The following is a 12,170-nucleotide window of genomic DNA, read 5'->3' as shown; positions in this document are numbered from 1 at the left end:
CCGTCCTCGCGGGGCCGGCGCCCGGGGGCCGGGGTGTCAGTCGAGGTAGCCGCGGAGCTGGTCCGCGAAGGCGTGGTCGCGGAGCTTGTTGAGGGTCTTGGACTCGATCTGGCGGATGCGCTCCCGGGTGACGCCGAAGATCCGGCCGATCTCCTCCAGGGTGCGCGGCCGGCCGTCGACCAACCCGTACCGCAGCTGCACGACCTTGCGCTCGCGCTCGCCGAGCGTCGACAGGACGGCCTCCAGGTGCTCGCGGAGCAGCAGGAAGGCGGCCGATTCGACGGGTGAGGCGGCGTCGCCGTCCTCGATGAGGTCGCCGAGGGCGACGTCGTCCTCCTCGCCGACGGGCGCGTGCAGCGAGACGGGCTCCTGGGCGAGCCGCAGGACCTCGCTGACCCGCTCCTGGGTGAGGTCGAGCTGGGCGGCGACCTCCTCGGCGGTGGGTTCGTAGCCGTGCTCCTGGAGCATCCGGCGCTGCACCCGGACGACGCGGTTGATGAGCTCGACGACGTGCACGGGGACGCGGATGGTGCGGGCCTGGTCGGCGAGGGCCCGGGACATGGCCTGGCGGATCCACCACGTGGCGTACGTCGAGAACTTGTAGCCGCGGGCGTAGTCGAACTTCTCGACGGCCCTGATGAGCCCGAGGTTGCCCTCCTGGACGAGGTCGAGCATGGTCAGGCCGCGGCCGATGTAGCGCTTGGCGACGGAGACGACCAGCCGCAGGTTCGCCTCGATGAGGCGGCGCTTGGCCATCCGGCCGAGGACGACCAGGCGGTCGAGGTCGACGGCGAGCTGGGAGTCGAGGTCGGGGGTGCTGCCGAGCTTCTCCTCGGCGAAGAGGCCGGCCTCGACGCAGCGGGCCAGCTCGACCTCCTCGGCGGCCGAGAGCAGCGGGATCCGGCCGATCTCGCGGAGGTACTGGCGGAAGAGGTCGGAGGAGGGGCCGCTGGTGTCCGCGCGGGCGGCGTCGGCGGCGCGCTCGGCGGGGTCCGGGTCGGCGTCGGGGTCCGGTGCCGGTGTTCCGCCCCGGCGGGCGGCCGGACGTGGCTCCGGTGGCGGGTCGGCCCCGGGCGGGGCGTCGGCGGGCAGGCGCTCGGCCGCGGGGGGCTCGGCCTGCTGGGGCACGGCCGGCACCGGCTGGGCGGTCGGCAGGGGCGGTGTCTGGGGCCGGGTGGGCGTCCGGGTCTGCACGGGGGCGACCTCCAAGGTGATCGCTGCTGTGATGGCAGAACGAGAGGGCACGGCGGTGGCCGGGCCACCGCCGTCCCATGGATCACGTGCGGCTTCGCGGAGGGTTCCGGGTCCCTGCGGCCGGACCTGCCGCGCTCCGAGGACTCAGGCACCGCCCACCAGTGTGGGGTACGACGCGGGCCCGCCACGAGGGGCGTGCGGGTACTTTCTGAGTCCGTTCCGTGACCGGCGGTCACGGAACGGAACCGCGGATCCCACCGGGCGCCGGCCGGAGGGGCGCCACCGGCGGCTTCGGCGGCCGCGCGGCGGGGTCCCTCTCCCCCGGGGCGGGCGGGAGGTGACGGATCGTGTCGGGTGCGGCCGGGGGCGGCCGCGCGGAGGCGGGACGCACGGCACCGCCGCCGGGCCGGGCGGCCGGAGCACGGCGCTCCCGCCGGCGGGCCGGGGCGGTCAGAGCGCGGCGGCGCCGCGGTCCTTGAGGGCGCGGCCGTACTGCTCCAGTACCCAGAGTTCGTTCTGCACGGCGGCCAGGTGGTCGGGGGCGGCGTGACTGCCCAGGCGGATCAGGCTGCCCTGCACTTCCTGGATGCGGCGCTCGACGGCGCGCAGCCGGACCTGGACGAGCTGCATGCCCGCGTAGACCTCGTCCACGTTCTTGTTGCGGATGGCCTCGACGGCGAGCTCGGTGATGAGCGAGCGGACGGTGTCGTCGGGCGCCGCGTCGCGGACGCGTGCGAGGTAGTCGTCGGTGGCGGCGGTGACGCCGCCCGCCTCCTCGATGGCACGGCGCACGGTGACGTACGGCGCGGCGGTGAATTCGTCCTCGCCGTAGGCGTCGAAGGCCGGGGCGACCAGCTCGGGGCGCTGGAGGGCGAGCTTGAGCAGCTCACGCTCGGTGAGCGCGACGGGGCTGCGGAGGTTGAGCGCGGGGCCCCGGAGGGTCTGCGTGGCGCCTGCCGGGCCCTGGGCGGTCCCCGCCGCGCGCGCGGCGGGCTGCGCACCGCCCCGGCCGCCGGAGCGCTGCTGGGAGCCGCGGTCCCCCCGCTCCCTCGCCCAGCGGGCCAGCTGGCCCACGCGCAGGACGACGAACTGGGTGTCGAGGATGCCCAGCAGGCCGGCGAGCCGCACGGCGTACTGGTGCCGGATGGAGGGGTCCTTGATGTTCGCCACGATGGGCGCGGCCTCTTCCAGGGCCGCGGCCTGGCCCTCGGGCTCGTCGACGACGTGCCGGCCGACCACGGAGCGGATGGCGAACTCGAAGAGGGGTGTGCTCTCCTCGACCAGCTTCCGCACCGCGTCGTCGCCTTCGGCCAGGCGCAGCTCGCAGGGGTCCATCCCGCCGGGGCTCACGGCGATCTTCGTGCTGGCGGCGAACTTCTGGTCGTCCTCGAAGGCCCGCAGGGCCGCGCGCTGCCCGGCGGCGTCACCGTCGAAGGTGAAGATCACCTTCGCGCCGGAATTGTCCATCAGCAGCCGGCGGAGGATCTTGATGTGGTCGCCCGCGAAAGCGGTGCCGCAGGTCGCGATGGCGGTGGTGACGCCGGCCAGGTGGCAGGCCATGACGTCGGTGTAGCCCTCGACGACGACGGCGCGGCTGGTCTTGGCGATGTCCTTCTTGGCGAGGTCGATGCCGTAGAGGACCTGGGACTTGCGGTAGAGCGGCGTCTCGGGGGTGTTGAGGTACTTCGGGCCGTTGTCGTCGTCGCGGAGCTTGCGGGCGCCGAAGCCGATGACCTCGCCGGTGATGTCGCGGATGGGCCACATCAGGCGGCCGCGGAAGCGGTCGATGGGCCGGCCGTTGCGGCTGTCCTGGGCGAGGCCGGAGAGGATCAGCTCCTTGTCGCTGAAGCCCTTGCCGCGCAGGAAGCGGGTGAGGTGGTCCCAGCCGGCCGGGCTGTAGCCGACGCCGAAGTGCTGGGCGGCGGCCTGGTCGAAGCCGCGGCTCGCGAGGAACTTCCGGCCGATCTCGGCCTCGGGGCTGTCGAGCTGCTCCACGAAGAACTTCGCGGCGTGCTTGTGCGCCTCGACCAGGCGGATGCGCTCGCCCTGCTGGCGGCCGGGGGTGTAGCCGCCCTCCTCGTAGCGCAGGGTGATGCCGGCCTGGGAGGCGAGCCGCTCGATGGTCTCGGCGAAGGAGAGGTGGTCGATCTTCATGACGAAGTCGACGGTGTCCCCGCCCTCCTGGCAGCCGAAGCAGTAGAAGAGTCCCTTGGCCGGGCTGACCTGGAAGGACGGGGATTTCTCGTCGTGGAAGGGGCAGAGTCCCTTGAGGTTGCCGCCGCCGGCGTTGCGCAACTGGAGGTACTCGGACACGACGGCGTCGATCGGGACCGCGTCCCGGACCGCCTTCACATCGTCATCGTTGATCCGTCCTGCCACGGGTGAAGTCTACGGCCGGGTACCGACACCTCAGGCCGCCGTGTCCCCGGAACCCCCTCCGGAGAGCTTGATCGTGAAGACGAGGTGCGGGCCGATGCCCTCCACGGTGAACTCCTCCCCACGGGCGGTGAAGCCGTGCCGCTCGTAGAAGCCCCGGGCGGAGGTGCGGCCGTTGCACCACACCAGGCCCGCGCCGCGGGCCGCGGCCTCGGCGAGGCCCGCCCGCAGGACGGCCGTGCCGTGGCCGAGGCCGCGCACGGCGGGGTCGCTGGCCATGCCGCGGAAGCGGTACGCGTCCTCCCCGGTGCCGGGCAGCGGCTCCGGGAGGAAGGTGACACAGGCCCGTACCGCCTCCCCCTCGGTGTCGTCCGCGTCGTAGGAGGCGACGTGGAAGGTGCCGGGCGCCGCGTCCTCGGCGAAGGCGGCCGAGGCGGCGGGCAGCCCGGGGCGCAGCACCGCGTGACGCAGGGCGAAGACCTCCGCGACGGGCACCAGGGCGGTGCGCGGGGGCCTCACGGGGCGATCAGGGAGTCGAGCGGGACGCCGGGGTCGGCGAGGGCGTCGGGGTCCAGCCGGGCGCCGGAGCGGATGAGCTTCTGGATGGGGTCGGTGACATCCCACACATTCACGTTCATGCCGGCGAGGAGGCGGCCCTCGGAGAGCCAGAAGGCGACGAATTCGCGCTTGCCGACGTCACCGCGGCAGACGACCTGGTCGTACGAGCCGGGGGGCGCGTAGCCGGAGTATTCGAGGCCGACGTCGTACTGGTCGGAGAAGAAGTAGGGGACCCGGTCGTAGGAGACCTCCTGGCCGAGCATGGCGCGGGCGGCGGCGGGTCCGCTGTTGAGGGCGTTGGCCCAGTGCTCGACGCGCAGCCGGGTGCCGAGCCAGGGGTGCTCGGCGGCGGCGACGTCGCCCGCGGCGTAGATGTCGGGGTCGGAGGTGCGCAGGGAGGCGTCGACGGCGATGCCGCCGCCGTCGGCGCGGTCGACGAGGGCGAGGCCGGCGGCCTCGGCCAGGGCGGTGCGGGGCGCGGCGCCGATGGCGGCGAGGACGTCGTGGGCGGGGTGCTCCTCGCCGTCGTCGGTGCGGGCGGCGAGGACCATGCCGTCGTGGCCGGTGATCTCGGTGAGGCGGGCGCCGAAGTGGAAGCGGACGCCGTGCTCGGCGTGCAGGTCGGTGAAGAGCTGGCCGAGCTCGGGGCCGAGGACGGTGTGCAGCGGGGTGGGCTCGGCCTCCACGACGGTCACCTCGGCGCCGTAGCCCCGGGCGGCGGCGGCGACCTCCAGGCCGATCCAGCCGGCGCCGGCGATGACGAGGTGGCCGTTGTCCCGGCCGAGGGAGGCGAGGACGCCGCGCAGCCGCTCGGCGTGGGCGAGGCGGCGCAGGTGGTGGACGCCGGCCAGATCGGTGCCGGGGATGTCGAGGCGGCGCGGTTCGGAGCCGGTGGCCAGCAGCAGCCGGTCGTAGTGGACGCGGGTGCCGTCGCCGAGCCGGACGGATTTGGCCTCGCGGTCGAGGTGGACGGCGGGCTGGCCGAGGTGGAGCTCGATGTCGGCGCGCGCATACCAGGCCGGCTCGTGGACGAAGACGCTCTCGCGGTCGTCCTTGCCGATGAGGTACCCCTTGGAGAGCGGCGGCCGCTCGTAGGGGTGGTCACGCTCGTCGCAGATGAGGATCACCCGGCCGGTGAAGCCCTCCGAGCGGAGGGTCTCCGCGGCCTTCGCCCCGGCCAGGCCCCCTCCGACGATGACGAACGTCTGGTGTGCGTCGACCACTTGCTGCCTCCTCGCTGCCACGCAGTGCGTCTGCGCTACCGCCCCCGGTCGGAACCGCCCGTGCAGAGGGTCCCGCACGGAGCCGACGGCCGGAAGAGGGACTGTCCCGGACGGTCAGTACCCGCATGGTGCGGGGGAACCACCCGGATTCTGTGGACATTCGGTCACCCTTTTGCCACAGTCCGCCGCCGGGTGAGCCGGGCGCGCAGGGAGCGGGCGGAGACATCGGTGAGCGCGGCGATCTGGTCGACGACGGCGCGCAGCCGGCCGGCGTCGTCGCCGGCCGCGGCGAAGAGGGAGCGGAACTGCGGGTCGAGGCCGTCGGGGGCGCCGGCGACGAGGGCCTCGGCGAGCTCGGCGATGACGACGCGCTGGTCGGCGCGGAGCTTCTCCTGGTCCTCGCGCTGGATGACGTAGCGGTCGGCGACGGCCTTGAGGACGGCGCACTCCAGCCGGGTGGCGCGGGGGACGACGAGCTCGGCGCGGTACCGGGTGAGCCGGCCGGGGCCGTAGGCGGCGCGGGTGGCGCTCTCGGCGGCGAGGCAGAAGCGGCCGATGAGCTGGCTGGTGGCGTCCTTGAGGCGGGCCTGGGCGACGGCCGAGCCGTCGTAGCCGTGCGGCCACCACTCCTGTTCGAGGAGGCGGTCGAGGGCCTCGGCGAGCTCCTCGGGACCGGCGCCGGGGGCGTAGCGGCGGGCGGCGACGGCGAACACCTCGCGCCGCTCGGGCTCGGCGAGGAGGCAGTTCGGGTCGAGGTGGCCGGCGTGCAGGCCGTCCTCGACGTCGTGCACGGAGTAGGCGACGTCGTCGGCCCAGTCCATCACCTGGGCCTCGAAGCTGCGCCGGCCCTCCGGGGCGCCCTGCCGGAACCAGTCGAAGACGGGGAGGTCGTCCTCGTAGACGCCGAACTTCGGGGAGGCCGGGTCGGTGGGGTGGCCGCCGCGCGGCCAGGGGTACTTGGTGGCGGCGTCGAGAGCGGCCCGGGTGAGGTTGAGGCCGACGCTGACGAGCTCGGTGCCGCCGGGGCGGGTCACGAAGCGCTTGGGTTCGAGCCGGGCGAGGAGGCGGAGGGACTGGGCGTTGCCCTCGAACCCGCCGCAGGCCTCGGCGACTTCGTTGAGCGCGTGCTCGCCGTTGTGGCCGAACGGCGGGTGGCCGAGGTCGTGGGCGAGGCAGGCGACCTCGACGAGGTCGGGGTCGCAGCCGAGCGCGGCGCCGAGCTCCCGGCCGACCTGGGCGCACTCCAGGGAGTGGGTGAGCCGGGTGCGGGGGCTGGCGTCCCAGGCCTGGTCGCTGACGCCGGGGGTGACGACCTGGGTCTTGCCGGCGAGGCGGCGCAGCGCGGCGGAGTGCAGGACGCGCGCCCGGTCGCGCTGGAAGGCGGTGCGCCCGGGGCGTTTGTCGGGCTCGGGCGCCCAGCGCTCCAGGTCCGAGGCGTCGTATCCGGCGAGGCCGGGCTGTTCCGGTGCGGTCCGTGCTGAGCCGTTCATACCCCGACGGTAACCGCAGGCTGTGACAGCAGCGACGGCGTGGGGAACGGTGGACGGACTTTCCGGCCGTCGCCGGGCGGGACCGGGAACCGGGCGGTGACCTGCGGCGTTTGATCCAGGGTAACGGGGAGGACGATCGATATGGGTGGCATGGCCGGCACGGCCGGGAGATCCGGGTCGCGGCTGCGGCTGCCGCGGACGCGGCGGGGCCGGCGGCGTGCGGTGTGGGCGGTGGTGGCGGGCTGTGTGCTGGCGCTGCTGCCCGTCACCTGGGTGTACGCGGCGGCGGAGCCGCGGGTGCGGGACGTGCGCAGCGTCCCGGCGGCGCCGGTGGCGATGGTGTTCGGCGCCGGGCTGTGGGAGGGCAGGCCGTCCCCGTATCTGGCGCACCGGCTGGACGCGGCGGCGGAGCTGTACAAGGCGGGCAAGGTCCGGGTGGTGCTGGTCACGGGTGACAACAGCCGTGCGGAGTACGACGAGCCGGACGCGATGCGCGCGTATCTGACGGAGCGGGGGGTGCCGGACCACCGCATCGTCAGCGACTTCGCGGGCTTCGACACCTGGGACTCCTGCACCCGGGCGGTGCGGATCTTCGGGGTGCGGAAGGCGGTGCTGGTCAGCCAGGGGTTCCACATACGGCGGGCGCTGGCGCTGTGCGGGGCGGCGGGCATCGACGCGCACGGTGTCGGGGTGGACGCGGTGCACGACGTCACCTGGTACGCGGGCGGCGCGCGGGAGGTCTTCGCCTCGGGCAAGGCGGCGCTGGACGCGCTGGTCCGGCCGGGGCCGCGGTTCCTGGGTCCGCACGAGCCGGGGGTGCAGCAGGCGCTCCAGGACGCGGCGCGGACGCGCTGACGGGTGCGGCGGGCGGTGCCCGGTGGAGGCTGTGCGGGTGCCGAGCGGCGCGTACGGCTTCCGGGTGAGCGGGGCTACGTCATCCTCCGCCCGGACCGCGCCCGGGGTGAGTACTTCCGGGCCCGGTACTCCGGTCGTGCGCGGGCACACGATGCGTGGCGCCCCACCCACGCCGGACCCCGGTCCCGCCCCTGACCTCGGGGGCCCAAACGCCCGTACGGGCCGATAAATATACCGTCGAATAATTGAGCCCTTTCAGCGTTGCCGCTCCAGGGTGAGGACGGCTGCGGCGATTGCCGACATTCGATTCGGGCTGTACCGGGCCTTGCGGAAGATCCGCCAGGACTTCAGGCGGGCCACGCCCCGCTCGACTGGTGCCCGTGCTGCGGAGAGCGTGCGGTTGACGGTCTGCTGGGTCGGTGACAGGTCGCCGCCCGGCGGTCGCCGGACGGGTGTTGTCACCCATGGGCCGGCGCCCAGGTAGGCGCGGTCGGCGAGTACTGGGATGCCCTGGCGTTCGCAGATCCGGATGATCCGGTGGGTGCGGGCGGCGGTCAGGTCGTGGGCGCGGCCAGGCAGTGCGGGCGAGATCCACAGCAGCCTCCCCGCCGGGTCGGTCACGACCTGCACGTTGACTCCGTGCCGTCGGTGCTTGTGGGAGTAGTCGGCTCGGCTGTCGCCGACCCGGTCGCACTCCGCGAGAGTGCCGTCGAGCAGGACGTAGTCGGGGTCGGCTTCGCGCAGGGCGCGCAGCAGCCCGGGCGCGCGGTCGGCGAGTAGCCCGACGACTGCTGCGGTGTAGGCGTGGGCAGTGCCGACTGCGATGCCGAAACCGGCGGCGAGCTGGGTGAGGGTGTCGTGCCGGCGCAGGTACGCCAGCCCCACCAGGGCACGCTGGTGCGGTGGAAGTTTGCAGCGGCGGTCACCCTCGCGGGTGACGATGAGCATGGTTACCCACTCGACCAAGGCATGAGGCAGGTCGAGTGCGGCAGGATAGGGAACCAACGAGGCTCCTGTGCCGGTGGGTTGAGACTTCGAACACCTCCCTCAACGGCACGGGAGCCTCGTGTGTTGCGGACGCCACCGCCCTCACCCGATCAGTGGCCACGCTGAAAGGGCTCATTCTTTGCCGGGTGCCTCTCTTGGTGCGCCATTTACAGACTTCTGACGATTCTGAAAACGTGTCCGCCGACACAGCGGGCCGGTTTGTCCACCGCCGTGTATCGAACGACGGTCGAGAAACATACGGGTTCCGGACGTCAGGAGAACGGATGCGCCACGGAAACGCCCTGCGGGAAGAAGTAGCCTCCCCCAGGACCACGCCCCTCATCGGCATCTACGACATGTACTCGGCTTCCATCGCGGCCCGGCACTACGACGGATTCTTCGTGTCCGGGTTCGGGTTCGCGGCCTCGCACTACGGTCTGCCCGACATCGGTTTCATCGCCTGGCCGGACATGGTGGCGTTCGTGGAGCGCCTGCGCCCGGCCTTCCCCGGCCACCATCTGCTGGTCGACATCGACGACGGCTACGTCGATCCCGAGGTCGCCTGCCATGTGGTGCGGCGGCTGGAGCGGGCCGGGGCGTCCGGTGTCGTGCTGGAGGACCAGAAGCGGCCGCGGCGGTGCGGGCACGCGGACGGCAAGCTGATCCTGCCGCTGGACGAGTACCTGCGGAAGCTCGAACTGGTGCTGGCGAGCCGGCAGGACATGCTCGTGGTGGCGCGTACGGACGCCACCGAGGAGGACGAGATCCTGCGCCGCGCGGCGGCGCTGGCGGAGAGCGGCGCGGATGTCGTGCTGGTCGACGGGGTGCGCAGCGTGGAATGGATCCGCAAGGTCCGTTCGGTCATCGGCGGCACCCCGCTGCTGTTCAACCAGATCGCGGGCGGGAAATCGCCGAGCCTTTCCCTGTCGGAGCTCACCGAACTGGGCGTCGATATCGCCATCTACAGCACGCCGTGCCTTTTCGCGGCGCACCACGCGATCGACACGGCATTGACCGATCTCAAAGAAGCGGACGGCCGCCTTCCGGACATGTCGAAGTCCGGTGGCATCGGGGTGGCGCGCTCCACGAAACTACTGGAGCAGAACATCCGCCGGCACCACCCGGAGCGAACGGCGGTGTCGGCGTGATCCGTGGCCCCCTCTTCGCGGCGGGCCTCACCGGCGCGGTCCTCGCGAGCGTGCTGCTCGGCGGCGAGGCGGCCGCGGCCGGCGCGGGCCTGCACGGGGGCGCGCACCCGGACGCGCCGGAGGGCCGGGCCCCGCACTGCTCCGACGAGCGCCGCATCGGATTCCTCCTCGTCGACAACTCGGGCGCCGATTCCTGGCTGGAGGTCGACCGCACGGCCAACGCGGTCGTCGCCGGGAAGGGCACCGCCGGCAGCGACCACGACGGGGGCGGCGGCGCCATCGACGTCCACAACAGGGACGTCACCGGTACGGGCAACTCCCCCGCCCAGAGCCGTGAGTCCGACGACGGCGGGCAGGAGTGAGGAGACGCGCGGTGGCGGGGCACGGGATAGCGGGCCCCGGCCCGGTCCGTCCGGTGCCCCTGCCGAGGCGGCTGGGGAAGGCGGTCGACCCCTATGTGGCCGCCCTCCTCGGCACGGTGACGCTGGCGGCGCTGCTGCCCGCGACCGGCCGGGGCGCCACCGTCGCCGGCGGGGCGGCCGACGTCGCCATCACCCTGCTCTTCCTCCTCTACGGCGCCCGGCTCTCCACCGGCGAGGCGGTGGCGGGCCTGCGGCAGTGGCGGCTGCACCTGGCGGTGGGGGCGAGCACCTTCGTGCTCTTCCCCCTGCTGGGGCTGGCCGCCCGCGCCGTCGTCCCGTTCCTGCTCACCGACCGGCTCTGGACCGGACTGCTCTTCCTGTGCGTCGTCCCCTCGACCGTCCAGTCCTCGATCGCCCTCACGTCCACGGCCCGGGGGAACGTACCCGCCGCGATCTGCGCCGGCACCTACTCCAGCCTGGTCGGCATGGCCGCCACCCCGCTGCTGGCCGCCTGGCTGATCGGCTCCACCGTCAGCTTCTCGGCCGACGGGCTGCTGACCATCAGCACCCAGCTGCTCGCCCCGTTCCTCGCCGGGCAGGTGCTGCGCCGCTGGATCGGGGGGTTCGTCGGCAGGCACCGCAAGGTGCTCGGCCGGCTGGACCGGCTGTCCATCCTGCTCGTCGTCTACACCGCCTTCAGCCGGGGTGTGGCCGAGGGCGTCTGGCGGCAGCTCACCCCGCTCCGGCTGCTGGCCCTGCTGTGCCTGGCGGGGGCGCTGCTGGCGCTGGCCCTGGGCACGACGGCGCTGGCCGGGCGGCGGCTGGGGTTCTGCCGCGAGGACCGCGTCACCCTGGTCTTCTGCGGCTCGAACAAGAGCCTCGCGACGGGGCTGCCGATGGCCGCGGTGCTCTTCGGCGCCTCGGCGGGCCCGGTGATCCTGCCGCTGATGCTCTTCCACCAGGTGCAGCTGATGGTCTGCGCGGTGATCGCGGGCAGGTGGTCAGCCGCGGCGCGGCTCACGGCCGTTGACGGCGTCGAGGTAGAGCCGGAAGATCGCGTCGTCGTTGACCGGGCTGTACGAGATCCGTGAGCCCTCCTCGCCGTCGGGGCCGCCGCCGTTGACCCCGCCCAGGACGCCGACCAGGTCGCCCGTTCTCGTCTTCTCGTCGAAGTGCGTGAGCCAGGGGCTGCCGGACGTGCCGGAGAGGAAGCCCTCGCAGGTCATCCGCTCCTGCTTCCGGTCCTCCAGCCGCTCGGTCAGGGCGGTGCAGCGGATGGCCTGGTCGGCGGGGTCGTCGTCGGCGTCCGGATAGCCGATGACCGTGACCCGGTTGACGTAGCCGGGCGTACGGACCAGCCGGTTGGCGCCCGTGACGCGCTCGATCTGGCGGCCCCGGCCGTCGGGCTTGACGGTGGCGAAGGCGAAGTCCAGGTCGGACCCCTCGCCGGTGTCGGAGCGCCGCGGGTCGGTGAAGGCGCGCTCCACCCGCCACACCCCGTACGGCTGCCGGTCGGCGCCCGCGCGGTAGCCCGGCACGAAGGCGGCGTCCTCGCCCACGGAGCAGTGGCCCGCGGTCGCGATGAGATTGCCCTTGGGGCTGTGCACCACGCTGGCCGTGCAGTGGTGGTCCCGCATGTCCTCACCGGCGTAGAAGAGGACGCCGACGGAGGGCACGCCCTCGAAGTGGCGTGCGCTGCCGGTGATCCGCTGGGCCTCGGGGACGGCCGCCCCGCCGCCCGCGCCGTCGGATCCCGCGGCGGCCTGGATCCGTTCCGGCCCCCAGAAGCGCCGGGCCTCCGCGCTGGACCAGTCACCGTCCCTGGCGTGCCCGCCGGCGCCCTTCGGCACCGCGGCGGCCAGGGTGACCACATACAGCCCCGCGAGCACGGCCCGGACCCACCGGACCCGCCACCACCGGGAAAAACCCACGTCAGACCCCACCACGTCGGAACGGTAAAGGTAATCGACAGGCTAA

General features: G+C 73.4%; 11 protein-coding genes. 4 read left to right on the top strand and 7 right to left on the bottom strand.

Annotated elements, in window-relative coordinates; genetic code table 11:
• Positions 1 to 36: 36 nt before the first annotated feature.
• The 5 genes from SMD11_RS23035 to SMD11_RS23015 form a co-directional block, all read right to left on the bottom strand.
• Positions 37 to 1,215 (bottom strand): RNA polymerase sigma factor, encoded by a 1,179-nt coding sequence (locus SMD11_RS23035; RefSeq protein WP_418952532.1) that lies wholly within the window; start codon positions 1,213 to 1,215, stop codon positions 37 to 39.
• A 429-nt stretch (positions 1,216 to 1,644) separates the two neighbouring features.
• On the bottom strand, positions 1,645 to 3,573 hold the full coding sequence (gene dnaG / locus SMD11_RS23030) for a DNA primase (protein ID WP_087928238.1): 1,929 nt from the start codon (positions 3,571 to 3,573) through the stop codon (positions 1,645 to 1,647).
• 30 nt (positions 3,574 to 3,603) lie between these two features.
• Positions 3,604 to 4,089 carry a GNAT family N-acetyltransferase gene (locus SMD11_RS23025; protein ID WP_087928237.1) on the bottom strand — a complete coding sequence of 162 codons (486 nt, stop codon included), beginning with the start codon at positions 4,087 to 4,089 and terminating at the stop codon, positions 3,604 to 3,606.
• Positions 4,086 to 5,351, bottom strand: a complete 1,266-nt coding sequence (locus SMD11_RS23020; protein ID WP_087928236.1) for an NAD(P)/FAD-dependent oxidoreductase — start codon at positions 5,349 to 5,351, stop codon at positions 4,086 to 4,088. Before SMD11_RS23020 ends, SMD11_RS23025 begins: the two co-directional genes overlap by 4 nt.
• A 164-nt stretch (positions 5,352 to 5,515) precedes the next feature.
• The gene (locus SMD11_RS23015; RefSeq protein ID WP_087928235.1) at positions 5,516 to 6,841 is read right to left on the bottom strand and encodes a deoxyguanosinetriphosphate triphosphohydrolase; all 1,326 of its coding nucleotides are present in this window, start codon (positions 6,839 to 6,841) and stop codon (positions 5,516 to 5,518) included.
• Between the two features lie 141 nt (positions 6,842 to 6,982).
• Here SMD11_RS23015 and SMD11_RS23010 point away from each other — a divergent pair, with 141 nt between their 5' ends.
• Positions 6,983 to 7,696, top strand: a complete 714-nt coding sequence (locus tag SMD11_RS23010; protein WP_087928234.1) for a SanA/YdcF family protein — start codon at positions 6,983 to 6,985, stop codon at positions 7,694 to 7,696.
• A gap of 255 nt (positions 7,697 to 7,951) precedes the next feature.
• On the opposite strand, the gene SMD11_RS23005 is transcribed toward SMD11_RS23010, so the two are convergent.
• Positions 7,952 to 8,701, bottom strand: coding sequence for a transposase family protein (locus SMD11_RS23005; RefSeq protein WP_087928233.1), 750 nt, complete (start codon positions 8,699 to 8,701; stop codon positions 7,952 to 7,954).
• A gap of 266 nt (positions 8,702 to 8,967) precedes the next feature.
• Between SMD11_RS23005 and SMD11_RS23000 the strand changes: the two genes are divergently transcribed.
• Genes SMD11_RS23000 through SMD11_RS22990 form a run of 3 tightly spaced genes read left to right on the top strand, consistent with a single transcriptional unit; the run spans position 8,968 to position 11,284 of the window.
• Complete coding sequence (locus SMD11_RS23000; RefSeq protein WP_087928232.1) at positions 8,968 to 9,831, top strand: isocitrate lyase/PEP mutase family protein; 864 nt, start codon at positions 8,968 to 8,970, stop codon at positions 9,829 to 9,831.
• A complete protein-coding gene (locus SMD11_RS22995) occupies positions 9,828 to 10,193 on the top strand; it encodes a hypothetical protein (RefSeq protein WP_087928231.1) in 366 nt (121 codons plus the stop codon). Before SMD11_RS23000 ends, SMD11_RS22995 begins: the two co-directional genes overlap by 4 nt.
• Before the next feature lie 53 nt (positions 10,194 to 10,246).
• Positions 10,247 to 11,284, top strand: a complete 1,038-nt coding sequence (locus SMD11_RS22990) for a bile acid:sodium symporter family protein (RefSeq protein WP_234366446.1) — start codon at positions 10,247 to 10,249, stop codon at positions 11,282 to 11,284.
• Here SMD11_RS22990 and SMD11_RS22985 read toward each other — a convergent pair.
• On the bottom strand, positions 11,195 to 12,139 hold the full coding sequence (locus SMD11_RS22985) for a trypsin-like serine peptidase (RefSeq protein WP_234366140.1): 945 nt from the start codon (positions 12,137 to 12,139) through the stop codon (positions 11,195 to 11,197). The genes SMD11_RS22990 and SMD11_RS22985 overlap by 90 nt on opposite strands.
• Positions 12,140 to 12,170: the final 31 nt, after the last annotated feature.

It is taken from the genome of Streptomyces albireticuli, assembly GCF_002192455.1.
GTDB classification, from domain to species: domain Bacteria; phylum Actinomycetota; class Actinomycetes; order Streptomycetales; family Streptomycetaceae; genus Streptomyces; species Streptomyces albireticuli_B.
The sequence above is the reverse complement of the archived record's forward strand: the minus strand, read 5'-3'. Positions and strand labels throughout refer to the sequence as shown.